At 30.8% G+C, this 19,838-nt stretch carries 15 protein-coding genes and 1 pseudogene; 1 reads left to right on the top strand and 15 read right to left on the bottom strand.

What is annotated here, in order from left to right:
• Positions 1 to 16: 16 nt before the first annotated feature.
• The 15 genes and pseudogenes from nirJ1 to KEC93_RS10225 form a co-directional block, all read right to left on the bottom strand.
• Positions 17 to 1,187 (bottom strand): annotated as a pseudogene (nirJ1, locus tag KEC93_RS10295) (putative heme d1 biosynthesis radical SAM protein NirJ1).
• Between the two features lie 368 nt (positions 1,188 to 1,555).
• Positions 1,556 to 1,864, bottom strand: a complete 309-nt coding sequence (locus tag KEC93_RS10290; protein ID WP_077868592.1) for a 2Fe-2S ferredoxin — start codon at positions 1,862 to 1,864, stop codon at positions 1,556 to 1,558.
• A 286-nt stretch (positions 1,865 to 2,150) separates the two neighbouring features.
• Positions 2,151 to 4,841 carry a nitrogenase cofactor biosynthesis protein NifB gene (gene nifB / locus KEC93_RS10285; RefSeq protein WP_023976169.1) on the bottom strand — a complete coding sequence of 897 codons (2,691 nt, stop codon included), beginning with the start codon at positions 4,839 to 4,841 and terminating at the stop codon, positions 2,151 to 2,153.
• Positions 4,828 to 6,192 (bottom strand): nitrogenase iron-molybdenum cofactor biosynthesis protein NifE, encoded by a 1,365-nt coding sequence (nifE, locus tag KEC93_RS10280; protein ID WP_077868591.1) that lies wholly within the window; start codon positions 6,190 to 6,192, stop codon positions 4,828 to 4,830. Before nifE ends, nifB begins: the two co-directional genes overlap by 14 nt.
• Positions 6,193 to 7,171: 979 nt before the next feature.
• Positions 7,172 to 8,536, bottom strand: a complete 1,365-nt coding sequence (nifK, locus tag KEC93_RS10275; RefSeq protein WP_077868590.1) for a nitrogenase molybdenum-iron protein subunit beta — start codon at positions 8,534 to 8,536, stop codon at positions 7,172 to 7,174.
• Positions 8,536 to 10,122, bottom strand: a complete 1,587-nt coding sequence (locus tag KEC93_RS10270; protein WP_023976170.1) for a nitrogenase component I subunit alpha — start codon at positions 10,120 to 10,122, stop codon at positions 8,536 to 8,538. Before KEC93_RS10270 ends, nifK begins: the two co-directional genes overlap by 1 nt.
• Before the next feature lie 18 nt (positions 10,123 to 10,140).
• The gene (locus KEC93_RS10265) at positions 10,141 to 10,524 is read right to left on the bottom strand and encodes a P-II family nitrogen regulator (RefSeq protein ID WP_012058232.1); all 384 of its coding nucleotides are present in this window, start codon (positions 10,522 to 10,524) and stop codon (positions 10,141 to 10,143) included.
• A gap of 24 nt (positions 10,525 to 10,548) precedes the next feature.
• On the bottom strand, positions 10,549 to 10,875 hold the full coding sequence (locus KEC93_RS10260; RefSeq protein WP_023976171.1) for a P-II family nitrogen regulator: 327 nt from the start codon (positions 10,873 to 10,875) through the stop codon (positions 10,549 to 10,551).
• A gap of 251 nt (positions 10,876 to 11,126) precedes the next feature.
• Positions 11,127 to 11,948, bottom strand: a complete 822-nt coding sequence (gene nifH, locus KEC93_RS10255; protein ID WP_012058230.1) for a nitrogenase iron protein — start codon at positions 11,946 to 11,948, stop codon at positions 11,127 to 11,129.
• A gap of 455 nt (positions 11,949 to 12,403) precedes the next feature.
• On the bottom strand, positions 12,404 to 13,333 hold the full coding sequence (locus tag KEC93_RS10250) for a hypothetical protein (RefSeq protein WP_238892924.1): 930 nt from the start codon (positions 13,331 to 13,333) through the stop codon (positions 12,404 to 12,406).
• A gap of 37 nt (positions 13,334 to 13,370) precedes the next feature.
• Positions 13,371 to 13,979, bottom strand: coding sequence for a Fe-only nitrogenase accessory AnfO family protein (locus KEC93_RS10245; protein ID WP_077868588.1), 609 nt, complete (start codon positions 13,977 to 13,979; stop codon positions 13,371 to 13,373).
• 156 nt (positions 13,980 to 14,135) lie between these two features.
• Complete coding sequence (locus tag KEC93_RS10240; protein ID WP_077868587.1) at positions 14,136 to 15,101, bottom strand: substrate-binding domain-containing protein; 966 nt, start codon at positions 15,099 to 15,101, stop codon at positions 14,136 to 14,138.
• A gap of 61 nt (positions 15,102 to 15,162) precedes the next feature.
• Entirely contained in the window at positions 15,163 to 16,125 is a 963-nt protein-coding gene (locus KEC93_RS10235; RefSeq protein ID WP_077868586.1) for an ABC transporter substrate-binding protein, read from the bottom strand.
• Between the two features lie 208 nt (positions 16,126 to 16,333).
• The gene (locus tag KEC93_RS10230) at positions 16,334 to 17,851 is read right to left on the bottom strand and encodes an ATP-binding cassette domain-containing protein (protein WP_077868585.1); all 1,518 of its coding nucleotides are present in this window, start codon (positions 17,849 to 17,851) and stop codon (positions 16,334 to 16,336) included.
• 331 nt (positions 17,852 to 18,182) lie between these two features.
• On the bottom strand, positions 18,183 to 18,389 hold the full coding sequence (locus KEC93_RS10225; RefSeq protein WP_039773847.1) for a TOBE domain-containing protein: 207 nt from the start codon (positions 18,387 to 18,389) through the stop codon (positions 18,183 to 18,185).
• A gap of 635 nt (positions 18,390 to 19,024) precedes the next feature.
• Between KEC93_RS10225 and modA the strand changes: the two genes are divergently transcribed.
• Positions 19,025 to 19,828 (top strand): molybdate ABC transporter substrate-binding protein, encoded by an 804-nt coding sequence (gene modA / locus KEC93_RS10220; RefSeq protein ID WP_077868584.1) that lies wholly within the window; start codon positions 19,025 to 19,027, stop codon positions 19,826 to 19,828.
• The last annotated feature ends 10 nt before the right edge of the window (positions 19,829 to 19,838 follow it).

Genomic DNA, 19,838 nt, shown 5'->3' with positions numbered 1-19,838 from the left:
TACCCTTTTGTATTTCTTATTTCATAATATTAATTTCATCATCTGTAAGATAGCAAGCAGGATCCTCTGCCCAAAAATCATTATAAACTGCTTCAGCTCTAGTTCTGAAATTGCCATTACAAACATTTAACCATTTACAAGAAGAACATCTACCTTTTAATAATTCTTTTCTATTTCTAAGACCATTTAATATTTCATTTTCAGAATTTCTCCATATAGATCCGAATTTTTCTTCTTTCACATTTCCAAAAGTATGTTGCCAAGTAAATTGATCTGGATGAACATTTCCAAAAAAGTCTACATTGGCAAAAGCCATTCCTGATCTATTTCCACCATTAGTCTTTAAAAGTTTTAATATGTTATCTGATTTATCTTTAAATTTCTCTAATGACTTTAAATATGTATAAACGGCATCTGCATGATTATCAACTGTAAGTATCTCAACACTTGGACCAAATTCTATTGCCTTACTTATGATTAAGTCTAGAGCTTGTCTTGTTTCTTCCTTAGAAATATCTTCATCTACCATTTTACTTCCTCTTCCCGAATATGCTAAATGATAGAAACACACTCTAGGTATCTTTTCTTCTTTATATTAGCTTAAATATATCTTCCAATTCTTTATAATTGTTTTTATTTATAGTAAACCTAAGACCTACTTTTTGATCAACTTCAATGCAATTTCTTATTCCTCTTAAAGCACTGTCAAAAGCACCACTAACACCTCTAAACGCATCATGATTTGATCCTATACCATCAAGGCTTACACCTACATATCCAAGATTTATTTTCTTTAAAGATTTGCAAACATCTTTATCTAAAAGAGTCCCATTAGTAGATATCGTACTTCTTATTTTTCTTTGACTTGCATAATCTAATAATTCCAAAATGTTTTCCTTCATCAGAGGCTCTCCCCCAGAAAACAATAATGCTGGTACGTTAAAATCTTTTAAATCGTCTATGAATTTTTTTGATTCATCTAACGTAAGCTCGTCATCATATCTTTTATTATCTGAACTTGCATAACAGTGTTTACATTTTAAATTACAAGTTTTTGTACAGTTCCAAGCAACTACAGGTCCTCTTCCTGGACTAACTCCATACTTTTCTATGGCTGCGCCTTCTACATACCTTAAGCTATCTCCATAATTATCAGAATTACATAAAAGTTTAGTTATACTTATCATTTTCAAATCTCCTTACATCATTGATTCTCGTTATGATCTAAGCAATTTTTTAAATTCATAAACAAAAACAAATCTAAATTTTTTTACATGGACAGAGCTATCTTAAAATCAAAACCATAGAGATAATTACTCTCTATGGCTTCAATTAATTATGCTTCATTATACCACGAATTGTTAATGCAGTAAAACAATGCTATTCTAAAATACGGCACCTTATACCATCGAGAATATCCGAATCTGTAGCATAAAATACCGCCAATACTTTTGTAATTGGCGGTATCAAATATTTTTATTTTTTCACTGTTGCTTAACACAAAGCAGTTCATAGTGTGACAGCCCACTTTTATGGACTAGTATAAAATTTATTTTTAAATAACTAATTCTTGTACTACTTTTCCACCTTCAATATGTTCTTCCACAATTCTTTCTACATCTTCAATCTTTACATTTCCATACCAAGTTCCTTCAGGATAAACAACTACTATAGGACCTTTATTGCAAACTCCCAAACACCCTGTATTAGTCACCATTACTTCATTTATTAAATCTCTTTCTTCAACTTCTTCCATAAACTTTTGCACAACCTTTACTGAATCTTTAGAATAGCACATTCCTTTTTGCATTCCATTAACTCTACAACTTGCACAAACAAAAATATGATGTTTTAAATTAATCATTTTTCATTTCTCCTTTTTTATTAAACTTTAATTTAAACCTGGTATATTGAGTATCTATAATATATCAGAAATAATGGAGAATGCTTTTGCGAAATGTTGCCTTAGTGATTTATCTGGTTATGATTCTTAGGTTATAAGTTGTTCCACATGTGCTTGTTCACAGCTTGCCTGTGAGGCAAGCATTGTGGGCACAACTTTGTAGCCTTAGAATCATCCAGATAAATCTCGGGTCAACTGTAGCAAACGCATGCCACATTATTTCGGTGTATATACTCATTATTCAGGTTTAAGCTCTTAGCATTTCTTCAACTTCAGTTCCTTTTAATATAGCTTCTGCTGCTTTTTCAACAGCTGTTTCAATGGTTTCACATGTCATAAAAACTTCTATATTCATACTTTTAAATTTTCTTTTTGGTTCATCACCAATTCTAAGACAAAGTACTCCATTGCAGTCTGAAACAACTTTTGAAAGCTTAGCAAACTTATCTTCCTCTTCCTCACAAACTTCTTTACCATTACAATATTTTTCAACATTTCTTTTTTCCAAATATCTTGGCTCTCCATTTTTATATTCATAGATATAAAATTCAGATGCATGTCCAAAATGCATGTCCACGCCTATTCCACTTTTTGATGCAATAGCAAACTTTAGTGGTTTTTCTTCTGTAACTTCCTTTACATTTGATGGCTTATTAAATTTTTGAGATTGATCATCTCCAAGTAAACCAATAGCATCTGCCCTACATTGCTTACAATGATACATCTGCTCAATATGCTCTCCACATTTTTTTCTTAAATCCATTATCTCTTTATTACTTGTAAGCGGCATATTTTCAAAGACACTTCCTTTTACAGGAATCATTTGCATTATATTTGTTATTCCTGCTCCAAGTTCCTTTGCTTTTTTTGTTACTTCTTCTATATGATGATCATTGATTCCCTTAAGCATTACTATATTTACCTTAACCATAATTCCTCTATCAGCTAAATACTTAATACCTGATAATTGGTTAGTTAAAAGGATTTGAGCTGCCTCTTCACCAGTATAAGTAACCCCTAAGTAATCTACGAATTTATATACTTTAGCAGTTATTTTAGGATCAATAGCATTCATTGTTACAGTTACATGACTTACTCCTAAATTAATCAGCTCTTGAGCATAAAATGGAAGCATTAATCCGTTTGTTGATAGACAAAATGTAACTTCTGGATCATGTTCTCTTATAAGCTTCAAAGTTTCCCTAACATTATCAAAGTTAGCAAGAGCATCGCCAGGTCCTGCTATTCCAACAACTTTTAAGTTGTCCATTTTTGATTTTACTAGTTTGTATTTAGCAAAAGCTTCTTCTGGAGATAATACTTCAGTTGTTACCCCAGGTCTGCTCTCATTAACACAATCAAATTTTCTTAAACAATAATTGCAGCTAATATTACACTTTGGCGCTATAGGAATGTGCATTCTTGCATACTTGTGAGCTGATGAACAGCTAAAACATGGATGAGTTTTTGTTTTTTCTTCTACTTCTTCTCTGCTGATAATTCTTGCTTCCATCTTTTTCTCCCCCTCAATTGCTATATCTTTATTACTTATTTCAACTTCTTCCTTATAATATTCATTGTATAAATTCTCTCTAAAGGTCATTTCAGTCTTAGCAAGCATAACATTAGTAATTTGATCCCCTAAATTTAAAGATCCTTCATAGCCTATAGATAATATTCTTTGTCCACCGATCCTATCATGAATAGGAAATGACATTCGAATTAATGGAATCTTATGTTTTTCCTCTATTCTTCTTCCATCCGAGCTTCCAATCATTACATTTACCTTTAAATCTAAGGCGAATTTTTCTATTTCCTTAAAGTCTGCCTCATCTATGATTTTGCATTCACCTGCAAATAACTGATTTGAAAGTTCGTCAACTTCTTCCCTTAAGCTTGGTTCAAGTTTTTTACATACATCTCCACTTGCAATAAGTACTGGTACAGCTCCGTTTTCCACAGCTAATCTTGCAGTAGAGTATACAAAATCAGGTTCTCCAAATATAGCAATTCTAGCTTCTGCATTATATTTATGAGAATCAATCATAGCATCTAAATATCTTCCTCTTTGTTTTTTATATTTTTCTGGAATTGGATTTCCTGATATTTTAGCTAGCACTTTTAAAAAATTATCAGTATCTCTAAGACCTCTTGGAACATTAATTCTAAAATTCTCAACTCCAAAATTCTCCTCTAAATAAACTCCTACAGAATATTCTTCTTTAATAAATGTGGTTAGTTCAATGGTAGCCTTTGCACCACCCATAAATTTAATTTCGTCTATACTCGTACCATTGCTTGGAAGCCTATTATATTTTTTACTATGAACTCCATCTAAATTCTCCGATAAGTCAGGCAGCAATATATAATCAATTTTAAAATCCTCCAAGATCTCTTTTATCTCCCTCATATCCGCACTACTCATTGGCCCGGCAATAACATTTACTTTTTCATTTTTATCTGTATACATTTCTACATTTTCTACAACTGCCCTTAAAGCTGTAAAATATCCGCCATATTGAGTTCCACCATATCCAGGCGATTGTATTGGTATTAACTTAACTTTACTATCTGGATGTTTTTCATAAAATATCTTTGAAAGTCTTACTACATCCTCTCCTATGGTTTCTGCAAGGCAAGTTGTTGCAATACCTATAACTTCTGGGTTATATAATTTAATTAAATTTTCTAATCCTTTAATTAAATTATTTTCACCACCATAAACAGTTCCTTCTTCAGTTAGTGAAGATGAAGCAATATCTACAGGCTCATTATAGTGTGTTGCCATATGTCTTCTAATATATGTACTACAACCTTGAGAACCATGTAATATAGTCATGCAATTTTTAATTCCATATAAAGCATTGCTAACTCCCATAGGCATACACATTTTGCATGGATTTACGGTTAGATTTACATAACTTTTAGATTCCTTCATTCTCTTCACTCTCCTTTACATACTTCCATACAGGACTATTAATTGAAAGATTAATTTCCTTTGCGAAATTAACAGCTCCTACAAAACCTCCAAGAGGATGCTTTCTTTCATGATTATGGTCACAAAAGGCAACTCCCAATTTATAAGCAAGTGGTCTTTCCTTAACCCCTCCAACTAAAATATCTACATCCTGCTCAATCATAAATTTTTCTAATTCCGAAGGATTTGCATCGTCCAAAACTACTGTTCCATCCCTAACTAGACTATTTATAACTTCATAATCATCTTTCTTTCCAGTTTGTGTTCCAACCATCACTGTATCTATTCCAAGTTCATTAAACTGTTTGATTAAGGAGATTGCTTTAAATCCTCCGCCTACATATATTGCAGCTTTTTTACCTCTAAGATTTTCCTTATATTTTTCTAATATAGGCAATATCTTTTCTTCTTCTTCCTTAACAAAAGCCTTAGCCTTTGCTAACATTTCTTCATCTCCAAATAAGCTTGCTATTCTGAGTAATGAATTTTTTGTATCTTCAAGTCCCACAAAACTTATTTTAACGAAAGGAATGTCCATTTCTGCTTCCATTCTCTTTGCTAAATATGTCATGGAACCAGCACATTGAACAACATTAAAACTTGCGCTGCTAGCTTTGATTAATTTGTCATAGCTGGAATCTCCAGTAATAGTTGATATCACATCTACTCCAATTTTCTTTAGATACTCTTTAACTATCCATATTTCACCAGCTAAATTGAAATCTCCTAACATATTAATTCCTTTTCTCTTAGGGAGAATATTCCTAGAAAATAAATTCATTAGTGCATTACATGCTAATTTATATCCTTTAGATTTATTTCCAGAAAAACCTGGCGACATAACTGGAATGACAGGTACATTATATTTTTCCTCAGCCATTTTACATACTGCCTTAACATCGTCACCTATTACTCCAACAATGCAAGTTGCATAAACGAAAATCAACTTAGGATTATGATTTTCCATTATCCCTTCTATGGCAGCAATTAATTTTTTTTCACCACCAAAAATAACATCTTGTTCACTTAAATCTGTTGAAAAACTATTTCTATATAAATTATCACCACTTGAAAGACTTCCTCTTATATCCCAAGTGTAACTAGCACATCCAATAGGTCCATGAACTATGTGGTATGCATCTGTTATTGGATTTAATACAACTCTTGCTCCACAATATACGCACGCTCTTTGACTAACTGATCCTGATACACTATCACCATCGCACTTCATAGATTTTTTATTATGACCTTGTTTAAAACACACAAAATCTTCTCTTTCTTCAAGAAGTGAATTAGATATCCTTTTTTCCATAATGTCACACACCACCTTTTAAATTTGTAATTATAGATTGAGAATTGAGAATAAAGGATGAAAGTTAACTTAACTTTAAACAATGCCACACAATACATTTTTTATAAATTCCTTATAACCAAATTTATTACTCATTCTACATTCTCAATTTTCAATATTAATGAGCATTAAAAGCCCTATTAATAAATAGAGCAATTGACATGTTTTACCCATGTTCAATTGCTCAATCATTGAAATTATTAACTTTTTTGAATTTAACATATCTTTTAAAATCTTAATTGCATCATAGCTGCTTTTTTTATATGTGTATATATGTTGCAAAACTAATTCGTCATCATAATTCTAAAAATATTGCAAGAATTTTAGCCTCAATTGTGAATTGCAACATATACATATGATTTGGTTTATACTATTTCACACACTCTTTCCAAATAAATAAATTAAAAAACAAATTTAAATTTTAGATATACACCGCACCAGAAATGGTGGGTACTTTCTTAAACAAATAAATCAACATTTACACTTAACTTGCAGTGAAAACTTTATCCAAAATACACATCTTTCCACTAAATACTTATTAAACACTCACTTCACACACTATTTTTAGATAAATAATTTTAAAAATAAATTTAAGTTTTGGAGTATACATTACACCAGAAATGATAGGTACTCTTTTATAACCACAAGGGTCATAATATGCAGTGTTGCATTTAGAATACTAATGTAGGATTTCTTCATTAGAAATTGCCAAAACTTTAAGTTCATATTTTCACTAGAAATCATAAATATATTTGTGGAGAAAACATTTGAAAATGAGCTGTTAAAGGTTCTTAGCTGTAGGTTGTTCCAATTTAGCTTGTCAAACTGAAAGTTGGAGCATGCTAAATTGGATACAACCTGCTGCTTAGAACCTTCAGCGATATTTTCATAGTTTTTCGGAATCAAAATATTTATGATTTCGGTAATTATGCATATTTATCTACATTACTAATTCAAAATCTTCATCTTTTACGTCTCTATCTTGTCTATCCATTAATGCACCAAGCATTAATTCTAATAATCTCATAGCACCTCTATATCCAACATTAGGCATATATGAATGAACATATCTATCTAATACTGGGAATCCAATTCTAACTAGTGGGATATCTTCAGCTCTTGCTATGTATTTACCATGAGTTCCACCCATTAGTAAATCAACAGATTCATTCTTAATTAATTGATGTAATTCAAAAAGATCAGCATCTTGTTTAGCTATGCAGCCTTCAACACCAAATTCATCAAACAATGCTTGCATTTGTTTTTCAAATACATTTGATGGAGTTCCTGTAATTACATACTTAGGAATCATTCCAAGCTCTAATAAGAATTTAGATAAAGCAATTAGCACATCTGGATCTCCATATAAAGCTACTTTCTTTCCATCATAATATGGATGAGAGTCAATCATTATATCAACTAATTGTCCTCTTTCTTCTTCAAGTTCATAAGGAACTTGTTGCTTGCTGAATTTACTTAATTCCATAATTAATTCATCTGTAGAACCAATACCTATTGGCATCTTTAATGTAGAGTATGGAATCTTGAATGATTTTTCAAGAGTAGATGCTCCTGCTTCTGAAGCAAAACTTCCTAGTGCTAATGTTTTTTCGCAGTCACCTAATTCAATAATATCTTGAATCTTTGTACCACCCTTTGGATACATTTCATATTTTCCAGTCATTGGGGCATCTAAAACTCCAGTTGTATCTGGTAACATTGTAAAATCTACACCCATAAGTTTTAATAATCTCTTTACTTCACGCATATCGCCAGGGTTAACGAATCCAGGAATCACGCACATTTTTCCGTTCTTTACTCCAGTTGTTTTAGATAAACCTTTAATAAAGCCAGTAACCATATTAGAGAATCCTGTAATATGTGATCCAACATAACTTGGGGTATTTGCATGTAACACATATTTTCCTTCTGGAATATCTATAGCATCAATAAAACCTTTTAAATCATCACCGATTGTTTCTGATAGACATGTAGTATGAACTGCAATTATTTCTGGATCATACATATCAAAGATATTTTTAACAGCAGTTTTAATATTGCTACCACCACCAAATACACAAGCACCTTCACTAAATGATGAACTAGTTGCTATAGCTGGTTCTTTGAAATGTCTAGATAAAACTGTTCTATGATATGAGCAACAACCTTGTGAACCATGACTGTGGGGCATACATCCATGAACTCCAAGAGCTGCATACATAGCACCAACAGGTTGACATGTTTTACTAGGATTAATAGTAATCGCTTTTCTTTCCTTAATTTCTTTAGGAGTTAAATCTAACATTATACCTCACCTCCAAATGTTCCTTCTAATATTGATTCAGTTTTCCATGGAGCTACAGTGTATTTCCATGCTGGAGTATATAAACTCATTGTTACATCTCTACCAAAGTTTGCAGCACCCTTAAATCCTGCATAAGGTCCACTATAATCATAAGAGTGCAATTGTCTTGATAATACTCCACCTTTTTGTATTATATATTTATCCTTAATGCCCGAGAAAAACATGTCAAGTTTTAACTTTTTAATAAATTCTTCTGTTTCAAATTCATTTAAGTCATCAACTACAATCGAACCTTTTTTCATGTCACGCATCATACCTGGATAATATTCTAAATTAATGATTTCTTTCTTTAATTCTTCTAATTCTTCATCTGTTTTAACTGGTTTATATTTACCTTCAATTTTTTCTACTTCTAATACTTCGATATTTTTTAAATCCGCATCTTCAATTATAGTTGGTATTACTTCTCTACCTTCATAGTCATCTCTATGTGCAAATTCAAATCCTGCAACTAATGTTTCTACACCTAAATCATTTAATAGCATTTGATAATGGTGAGATCTTGAACCTCCAACATATAAACCTGCCTTTTTACCAGTTAACTTGCTTTTATAATAATCCATATCATCTTTAATATCTTCAAGCTCTTCAGCTATAACAGCCTCTGTTCTTTCTGTGAACTCTGGATCATTAAAGAATTTCGCAATATCTCTTAAAGTTCTAACAGTACAATCAACCCCGATAAAATCAACTTTTATCCATGCAGTACCATATTGAATTTTCATCATTTCTGCGATATAATTAATGGAACGGTGACATTGGACTAGATTTAAATCTGCAGTATGGGCTTTTCTTATATCGTCAATGCTAGCATCACCTGTCATGACTGATATAACTTCATAGCCTATTTTCTTTAGAATTCTTTCTATTTCCCAAGCGTCACCACCTATGTTATATTCACCAAGGATATTAACTGAATGAGTTTTTGGTGTGTAATCCATAGTTCCTATTACAGATTTTATCAGCTTGTTATTTGCAATATGATGTCCTGCTGATTGAGATACACCTTTATATCCTTCACAAGGGAATGATATAACATCAATTCCATACAATTCTTTAGATTCATTTGCAACTGCTGGTAAGTCATCACCTATAAGTCCAACTGGACATGTCGCACATATAAATATTGCTTTTGGATTAAATATATCTACAATTTCTTTTATAGCAGCCTTTAATTTCTTTTCTCCACCAAATACGATATCACTTTCACCTAAATTTGTAGAAAAACAATATTGTATAAAGTTTCCGTCGCCTTTCTGTGGTATTGCTTTATTTCTTCTAGTACCCCATGAATAATATCCACATCCTATCGGTCCATGAGTTAAAAGTACTATATCTTTTAATGGTCCAAGAACAACACCTTTACATCCAGCATAACAACATCCTCTATGTGTCATAACTCCTGGTATAGTTCTTCTATTTGCATCTATTTCTTGAGTTTCCTGCTCAAGTTCAAGCATATGTTTCTTTCTGTTTTTATATACTTTGGCACTATACTTGTCCAAAACACTATCAACTTTACTCATTAACTTCACCTCCACACTTTAAATTGCCTCTTCACCTATTTGTCCATCTCTGACTCTGTATACTTCTTCAACTGGTAATACAAATATCTTTCCATCTCCTGGAGTCCCAGTTGAATTTACACTTATCACGGTATCTACTACTGTTTTTACTTCGTCATCTTTTACTACTAAAGTTATAAATCTTTTAGGTATTAATCTTCCTCTTTCTGATAAATTCTCACCATACGATGTTGGCGGTACTTCACCAGTTTCCATATAAGCTTCAACTAAAGCTATATCAATTGATTTCTTGCCTCTTCCAAGTACTTTTCTGCAAGTAATGGATGGAAAGCCAGCTTCTGCGAGTGCTTCTTTAGTTTTATTAACTTTATTCAAACGAATAATACACATAACTTCTTTCATAAAGCTATTCCTCCTATTTCAATTTTATAATCCTGATTTCCCACTACTTACAGTGTATACTTCCTCAATCGGTGCAACGAATATTTTTCCATCTCCAAATGCACCTTTTTCTCCTGTTCTAGAATTTCTAATTATTACCTTTATAACATCATCTTTATCTTCATCTTTAACTGCAATTAGAAGCATTTCTTTTGGAAGTTCATCATAATAGATTTCTCCAACTTTGATTCCTTTTTGTTTCCCTCTACCATAAACCGCCATCTTCGTTACTTCTGGGAAGCCAGCATCCAATAATTCTGAAAGCACAGTACTAACCCTTTCTGGTCTTATTATTGCTCGAATCATATACATATCTCTCTATCTCCTTTTATTTAATATTTTGTTTTATATATTTTTCAACTTAAATTTCACATTATAAATAATTGAATTCAAAAAATCCTGAATTGAAAAGTGGTGCTCCAAAAGTGATGCTCCAAATCTTGTATTTGGATAACAGAACTTTCGCCTTGTGGGAATCTTCTATTTGGTTAGCAAAACTTTCTTTATGAGCTTCAACATTAATCAATAATTGTGAATTGTAAATTAATAATTGTGCTTTTATCTTAGATATCCATTAAACCATATTCCATTAATATTTCTTCTAATCTTTCTTGTTTCATTGGCTTTGGAATAACAAACATTTTATTTTCGTTTATATTCTTAGCCAATGTTCTGTATTCATCTGCTTGATCAGCTTTTGGATCAAATTCTATAACTGTTTGTTTGTGTATCTCAGCTCTTTGAACCATGTTATCTCTTGGTACGAAATGGATAAGTTGACTTCCAAGTTCTTTTGCAAAAGCTTCTAAAAGGTCTAATTCTTTATCAACTTTTCTACTATTACAGATGATTCCACCTAATCTAACTCCACCAGTTTTAGCATATTTTTGAATACCTTTTGAAATATTGTTAGCTGCATATAATGCCATCATTTCTCCAGATGCTACGATGTATATTTCTTGTGCCTTACCTTCTCTGATTGGCATTGCAAAACCTCCACATACAACATCTCCTAATACATCATAAAATACATAATCTAAATCAGGTGTATAAGCTCCTAATTGCTCAAGCATTCCTATTGAAGTGATAATACCTCTTCCTGCACATCCAACTCCTGGTTCTGGTCCGCCTGATTCAACGCATCTTATATTTCCATATCCTGTTTTTAAGATTGCATCTAATTCAATGTCGTCTCCTTCTTCTCTTAAAGTATCTAGAACTGTTTTTTGTGCTAAACCTCCAAGAACTAATCTTGTGGAATCTGCTTTAGGATCACATCCTACGATCATTATATTCTTTCCCATTTCAGCTAAAGCTGAAGTTAAATTTTGTGTGGTTGTAGATTTTCCTATTCCACCCTTTCCATAAATAGCTACTTGTCTCATATTAGTTTCCTCCTCATAATTAAATATATTATATAAGCCCAAATGGGTCATTATAACTTATTTGTATTAATATAACAATAAATTATTTTAAAAAAATAAGCCTAATTTATTTAACTATTAATAGTTATAATAAAATAGACTTCTTTGTCCTTTCATTGTAATAAAAAAATCTAAGTCGTTAACTTCCTCATTGAGTTAAACACTTAGACTCCATTGCCTTAATGACAGGTTAATATTTTTTTAATTTAAGTTATATTATTTCAAAAAAACTTGTATATAATTACTTTTTTATTAATTTCTTTTTTTCATTTGCTTGTTTTATTTATTGAAACTATAATATCACAAAAAACTGATATTGCAAACTATTTTTTTATTTTCTATAACTTTTCTAATGATAACGATATATTTTTATCAATTTATCAAAATCATTCGTGTTTTGTTAAATTTAATGAGAATTATTTATTTCTATCTCCATTAAGGGTAAAGTGTCTTTCTCCAAATGCTTTTATCTCAAATTTATTTTCTTTAATCTCATATTCATATTGTTTATCTATTATGACCTTATCATCAATAAATTCCACCTTTAAAGTTATCGTATCCAGAACTTCACTGTTAGAATACAATCTAATTTTTTTTGGAGAATGAAAAATCGTGTCACCTTCCGATGTTTTAATTGTAATTGTATTAGTAGATGTGATAAGAGATTTTATGCTTCCATCCTCATAAAATTCTAAAGAATTACTATCCCCATGAATTCCCATTGCATTAACGTCATAAGCTTCGATTTTTCCAATGGGCGTTTTTATATTTGTTGCAATTAATGGCTCACAGGATTTTATTTTTCCACTTTTATATAAAGAGACTCCTATTCTGCCTGCAAAATTATATTCTCCAACATTTATTTTAATTTTTTCTTTTGGCCACAATGTGATACTTTTAAGTTCTTGTGTTTCATAGAAATGAAGAGACATAATCTTAGCTTCAAATGATGAAAAATCAAAACTAAATTTATAAGCTTTTGCTAATTTATATTCATCATCTTCAGTCCAATACCCTGACAATCTTCCATCCAAAGGAAACAATCTATTTATTTCACCATCTTCATAGAATGTTATTTTTTCAACTTCAAATACACCTATACTAGTATTTATTACTGTCAAATCATTTAATGAAATACTCTTAATATTGCCATTCTTAAATACCTTTACTGGTGGAAATTCTTTTCTTCTTTCATCTACAAATCCATGCAACGGTACTAAATTATAGTCTAAAACTTTTAATTCGCTGTATTCTTCCACCTTATACGCTTCTGGTTCCCCAGTGGAATAATACTCAGCAATAATAGCATCATTTAAAATACCATACTTAGTTATTATTTTCTCCATAAATTCGCCTCCTAGTCTATTATTTTTTTCATGTGCCTCAAACATTTTTCTGTACAGTTACCATATAATCATTTCTTTTTATCTCATTAATGGATAATAAGATTTCACCCTTGTCCATTTTTGCAACCAGCCAAGGCGGTACATGACAACAGCGTACTTCTATTTTTTTTACATCTTCTTTTTCTAAATAAGGAATTATTGCCTTTTTAGAAGTTATTTCAGGATTTATCAGCTCTAATTCCTGTAGATCTATCATGAAATATCCATCACCAAGTTTCTTAGCAATTTCAACTTCTTTATTTTCATTCTCCTCTTGTACCATTTCATTTTTAATAATTTCATCAAAATAATCAAATGGGTTTCCTTCCAATTCCCAAACACTAAAATCCCCCATATAAAATACACTATACGGAATTCCAAAAGCCTTTGTTACTATTATAATTTTACAATCATCCATTTCATTAATTACATTTTTGTATTCCTGTCTGATTTCATTTATTGATTTTTCACCACCTGCCCTATTAATTAAAATGGTTTTTTTTGTTTTCCACAAATGTTTTTCTTTTGCAAATATTTTTACATATCGTGCTTCCTCAAAAGAACTTATAAGATCTTTTTCGTTTAAAAATACTCCTATTTCATCCATATACTATCACTCCTTTATTTAGATATATTCAAAAAATAATCAATCATCATCTATTATTTTCTTTCATATACCTTATTTTTTAATAACAAAAAGGCACAGTAAAATTACTGCGCCTTTGCATAAAATTATAATATTAATCTTATACTATATCATTATTTATGTTTTATCAAGTATTTTGCCTATATCTTTTAAATCATATCCGCCTAAACTTTCAATTTCCCTCTTAAACTCTTCACTTTGAATAGTTCTAATTATAAGTTGATATATAGGATATTTTAAATCAGATTCCTTGATAACTAAGTCATATCTTTCTTCCTGAATTTTAATAAAATCAATCCCATCAACCTGATTAGCTGCTTTTTCATTTCCTATCCCAACATTACCTTCCCCTCTTGCAATACTTCTTGCTACTGCAGAGTGGGATTGTTTTTCAATATTATATCCTTTAATTTGTTCTCTATTTATATTATTAACTCTTAATTTCTCATCAAGCAAAATTCTTATTCCAGAACCTTTTTCCCTATTTATCATGGATATATCTTGTTTAATCAAGTCTTTCCAATTAGTTATTTTATTGGGATTTCCTTTTGGAACATAAAAACCAACATTTCTGTAAGCCAAGTTTATAATTAAACAAGATATACCTGGAACTAGTTTCCTTACAAAAGCAGTATTATATTCATTAGTATCTCCATCCCATAAATGTACTGACGATATAGAAATTTTATCATTATATAAGTCATATAGACCTGAGTAGCTTCCTGTATTAGACCTAAGGACCCTTATATCATTTGCCTTTTCCCTAATTTTTTCTGCTAAAACATCTAAAATCACATCTTGCCCTGATATTATAATATCATTTGAATTTTCCGCTTTTTTTATATTACTCAGATTTTCTTCTATTACTGGCTCATCTATTAATATCTTAATCTGATTATTGCTACCTTTTGCTACCTTTTGACTATTGATGTAATTCTCAACATCCTTTTTATCAATTCTAAGCTTTTTCCCCACTTTGTATCCAGGTAATTCACCTCTTTTGACCATTTCATACACTGTATTTTTAGTTATCTTTAATAGTTCAGCGACATCTACTGCCGTTAGGGATTCTTCATTATTCATAGAACTTCCCTCCTCCGTATAATAATTTATTCTAACATTTAGAGGTGAGAATTTCTAGCATTTAGAAACATTTATTTAAATTTGGAAGTAATTTGTTTATATCATTATTGCTTATAAAATCCCATCCCAACCAATTTAACTTATAATTGTTTTCTTTTAAGCACTCTAAATAATCCATTGGATGAGGCAGTGCTGCATCTTTGCATATATTTCGTACTTGTTCACTAGTAAAATGGCTCACCACATTTTCCAACATGTTTGAAATATCATTTTGGACTAATAATGTCACTGGACTAACTATTGCACCTTCTTCAGGCCAAACAATCTTAACATTCTTATTATTTTTAAGAAGCCTTGCATAAAAATAGGGAATAACACTAATTGTAGGTGAATTCTCAATTCCTTTTCCTGCATTCTTTACCATTTCAGCTGGATGTCCGCCAAAGCCAACAAGTTCTTTTAATTTCATAATTCCATCCATACCATAATCTTTATATATCGCTAGCAATGTTGTTTCACAATACTTTCCTCGCTTTCCTCTTATGGCAACTTCTTTTTTAAATGAACTATTCAAAAGTTCTCCCCACGAGGTTGGTATATTTCTATTATTCAATTTAGTTAAATCTACTGCCATAACTAAATGATTTAATGCCATTATATAATAATTACCTTTTGGATCACTAAAATCATTTTCAATTAATTTTCCATCTTCTATGTTTTTGATTTCCTTAAAGTATTTCTCTTCTATTGCCTTAGCTCTAAAATCTTTTCTATAAAAACTATTAACTCCAGCACTTATAATAATCTTTGGCAATTCTTCTTTTTTAGGAATATATGAAGACTCATCCATCCACATGACCTCATAATTAGCATTACCTTCAACAAGATATTTAAAATCACATTCACTTTCTAAATTATTTATCATTTCATCAAAACCAATTTCTATTGGCACTTTTATAGGGCACGGTAACAATCCAAGAACATCGTATTCTGATTTATCAATTATATTTTTCATCTTTCCCATATTTTCAACCTCCATCTTATATTTTTTTCACTTATTTTTAATAAGAAGATGTTCCATTTTTGCTTGTCACGAGCTTGCCTCGGGAGCATGCAGAAATGTTGCAACTTCTGATGTTAGAAATTCACAGCTGTATTCTATAGCAACCGAAACAACAGAGTTCACCTAATTTCGGTTGGCTATTGCGTAAGTCTAAGTCGCATTTGGATATCTATAGAAAATATTCTTTCATATCCCAATCTATTACTTCTCCACTTCTTAAGGCATTTCTAAGTTCTAACATTTTATTATCAATTTGTTTCATAATCTTAAGATTATCTCTTTCCTTTGGAACTGTTGTGATTACTTTATTTATCGCACCATTTTTTATCACAATTCTCTTATCCCCAAGCAATGCTAATATAGGGTCATGAGTAGATACAAAAACTATTTTTCCTTCTTTAACTAAAAGTTCTAATGCCCTACTTCTATCTACCCCTGCATTTTCAATTTCATCAATGAGTACTATTGGGGAAGCGCTTAATAATGCTGTATCTGCAATCATTAATGCTCTTGATTGCCCCCCGCTCAATGAAGTTATCGGTGTATCCCCAGTGAATTCTTCTCCTGCTAGTTCATTTGCATATTTTACTATTTTGTCTGTAATACTTTTTATCTCTATAACATTCCTGCTTTTTGCATGCATTTTTATAAATTCTTCTACAGATACATCCATTACAAAATTCATATTCTGCGAAAGCTCTGCAACCAGCCTGCTACAATTTAAATTTTCTCCATTTATTTTTATAATTCTTCCAGTTGGAGTATCACCACTCGCAATACACTCTATATCTTCGAGTAATCTACTTTTACCAGATCCTGTAGGTCCAACTATGCAAATTACTTCCCCTACTTTAATTGTAAGTTCAATATCTTCTTTATTTCCACCTTTATCATGTCCTCCTACAATTGTTAACGAGTTAACTATTGTGCAGTCTATTTCAGATATTTCACTATTTTTGTTGAAAGAATAACTCGTTTTAAGTTCTCTGTTACTTTTAATTTCTTGGAAATTTATTTTTTTCGTGTTTCCAGTTTGGTAATCTTCACCTATTATTGTTTCTCCAAGGCAATAAGAGCATAATGCTGAAGGCATTGTAAATCTAAGTTTTTCTCCTTCAAGACTCTCAATAGATTTTGCTTTTTTTATGCTTAAGCTTAATTCATAAGCCCCCTGACCAGTAAGACCATTAATATACACTATCTCTGCTTTGGAATTAGCCTCTTTTACCATAAAACTAAACACTTCTCTTTCAGCCTGAGAAACTATGTCACCTTTTGTAATTACTATAATATCCGCATATTTTAACATTGGTCCAATCTTTTTAGGGGTGTTTACTCCAGACAGACTATCTATTACGCATACTGCTAAAATACCCTTAATATGAGGTGAGCACCTATTACATAACCCCGCACTCTCGCTTATCAACAAATCGAACCCATTCTCTGTTCCATATTTAACACAATCATCTATATTACTGATATAAAAGTGATCCGGGCAAAGATTTCCTGATAATCCTACCATAACTTCAATTCCTGCCTTTTTATAAAGTAAATCATCATAAGTTGTAAGGCAGTCAAATTTTACAACTCCACATTTTCTTTGTTCCGATTTTAAGCACTCAATTACCTTTAATATTACTGAAGTCTTGCCCGATGATGGTGGTCCAGAAAATGTAACAAATTTCAAATTAATCACTCCATTCTTGTTCAACCTTTTAAGATACCATTATTGGGATATCATAATTTAATTTTTTATAAACAAAAAATCTCAAAGAGTTTTCTACATTTCTGCATTCTCCTCTTTGAGATCATTATTAATGATTCCGAACATTGCATATAGATATCATAAATATACACACATATAACTATATTCTTGTAGTATTGTAAAGAATTATTTTTTTGATATATATCCTTTTATTTAAATATATATAGTAGTCTGCTAGTAAAAAAGAGAATATCTTAGCTTAAGATATCCTCTTTTGATTATGATTTCATATGTAGTATAAGATGATAGAGAACTAAGCCATAACCATTACTGATGTTGCCTTAATTACTGCTGTAGCTTCTGATCCTACTGTTAATCCTAGTTCCTTTACTGCATCCATTGATATAGTTGCTGATATTATAGTATTTTCAGCAATTTCGATTTTTACTGATGCATTTACTGCCCCTTCTTTAATTTCAACAACTTTTCCTGCCAATTGGTTTCTTGCACTTAATTTCATTTTTATTTCCTCCCCAAGTTAAATTCAATCAATGTTGTTATGTTACTATTGATTATGTACATTATAAATTATTCCAGCTTAATTTACAACAATATTTTTACTTATATGTTAATTTTTATCATTTCACAATACAATTTGAAAATAGTTTTACATCAGCATCACATTTATAAAATCCTTTATTATTTCAATAAATACACTGAGTCAAAAATATCTTGAAATAATTATAAAAGATTATGAGTAGAAGCAATAACATTACGTAATTACTGTTTCTATCGTACAAATGCAATATAGAGATGTGATATTACAAGCTATATTACTTGTACATAATTATATATTTTCTCAACATAAGCAAAAAAAGATCTCAAAGAAGCTCATACATTTCTGTAATCTCTTCTTTGAGATCTTTATCTAATAAAACATACCGTAACATCACATTACCATTAGGCTAATTATAATCATATCCTAATAATTTTGTCAATATTTCTATTCAAGTACTTATTTTTACAATTACATATTGTTTTTCTTATAAATAAATGCTAGTATAATAATCAACAAGCAAAACGTAATGAAACATATCCAAACGTAACAAAACATAATTATAATAGAAATATTTTTATGAATGTGAGGTTTTATTTATGAAAAAGAAAATAGGATTATTTAGTTTAGTAACTGTTTTATTAACAACGTCACTTATTGGTTGCGGAGCTCAAAAGGCATCAACTACTCCACAAAAGGAATCTGCTACTGAAGCTTCAATAGAATTAAACATTTCCGCTGCTGCTAGTTTAAAAGAAGCACTGACAGATATACAAGACGAATATAAAAAGACTGCTCCAAATGTTACTTTAACTGTTAACTATGGTGCTTCTGGATCTCTACAGCAACAAATAGAACAAGGTGCCCCTTGTGATATCTTCATTTCAGCTGGTCAAAGCCAAATGAAAGCATTAGACAGCAAATCTTTATTACTTGAAAATACTAAAAAAGACTTAGTTAAAAATGATTTAGTTTTAGTCGGACCTAAAGACACTACTATAAGCGGTCTTTCTGATCTAACAAGTGATAAGGTTAAAAAGATAGCTGTTGGGGAACCTAAAAGTGTACCAGCTGGACAATATGCTGATGAAGTTTTCACTAAGCTTGGTATTAAAGATTCTATTTCATCAAAACTTGTTTTTGCAAAAGATGTAAAAGAAGTACTTGCCTGGTCGACTTCTGGAAATGCTGAAGTTGGATTTGTATATAAAAGTGATGCGTTAAGCAGTAAAGATGCTAAAATTATAGAAACAATAGCAGAGGACAAGCATTCACCGATTACATATCCAATCGGAATAATTAAGGCTAGCAAAAATGCTGATGCCGCAAAAGCATTTGAAGATTTCTTATTTACTGATACTTGTAAAAAGATTTTTGAAAAATATGGTTATGGAATAGCTTAATATAGTGAAA

Source organism: Clostridium beijerinckii, assembly GCF_018223745.1.
GTDB lineage: Bacteria > Bacillota > Clostridia > Clostridiales > Clostridiaceae > Clostridium > Clostridium beijerinckii.
This window is presented reverse-complemented; position numbering and strand designations above follow the sequence as displayed.

What these genes read in the sequence shown, in the direction of transcription:
- KEC93_RS10270 (WP_023976170.1), bottom strand. Translation starts at nt 10,122, where the DNA reads ATGAGTAAAGTTGATAGTGTTTTGGACAAGTATAGTGCCAAAGTATAT.
- KEC93_RS10240 (WP_077868587.1), bottom strand. Translation starts at nt 15,101, where the DNA reads ATGAATAATGAAGAATCCCTAACGGCAGTAGATGTCGCTGAACTATTA.
- KEC93_RS10265 (WP_012058232.1), bottom strand. Translation starts at nt 10,524, where the DNA reads ATGAAAGAAGTTATGTGTATTATTCGTTTGAATAAAGTTAATAAAACT.
- nifK (WP_077868590.1), bottom strand. Translation starts at nt 8,536, where the DNA reads ATGTTAGATTTAACTCCTAAAGAAATTAAGGAAAGAAAAGCGATTACT.
- KEC93_RS10235 (WP_077868586.1), bottom strand. Translation starts at nt 16,125, where the DNA reads ATGGGAAAGATGAAAAATATAATTGATAAATCAGAATACGATGTTCTT.
- modA (WP_077868584.1), top strand. Translation starts at nt 19,025, where the DNA reads ATGAAAAAGAAAATAGGATTATTTAGTTTAGTAACTGTTTTATTAACA.
- KEC93_RS10290 (WP_077868592.1), bottom strand. Translation starts at nt 1,864, where the DNA reads ATGATTAATTTAAAACATCATATTTTTGTTTGTGCAAGTTGTAGAGTT.
- KEC93_RS10245 (WP_077868588.1), bottom strand. Translation starts at nt 13,979, where the DNA reads ATGGATGAAATAGGAGTATTTTTAAACGAAAAAGATCTTATAAGTTCT.
- KEC93_RS10250 (WP_238892924.1), bottom strand. Translation starts at nt 13,333, where the DNA reads ATGGAGAAAATAATAACTAAGTATGGTATTTTAAATGATGCTATTATT.
- nifB (WP_023976169.1), bottom strand. Translation starts at nt 4,841, where the DNA reads ATGAAGGAATCTAAAAGTTATGTAAATCTAACCGTAAATCCATGCAAA.
- KEC93_RS10225 (WP_039773847.1), bottom strand. Translation starts at nt 18,389, where the DNA reads ATGAAATTAAGTGCAAGAAACCAATTGGCAGGAAAAGTTGTTGAAATT.
- nifH (WP_012058230.1), bottom strand. Translation starts at nt 11,948, where the DNA reads ATGAGACAAGTAGCTATTTATGGAAAGGGTGGAATAGGAAAATCTACA.
- nifE (WP_077868591.1), bottom strand. Translation starts at nt 6,192, where the DNA reads ATGGAAAAAAGGATATCTAATTCACTTCTTGAAGAAAGAGAAGATTTT.
- KEC93_RS10260 (WP_023976171.1), bottom strand. Translation starts at nt 10,875, where the DNA reads ATGTATATGATTCGAGCAATAATAAGACCAGAAAGGGTTAGTACTGTG.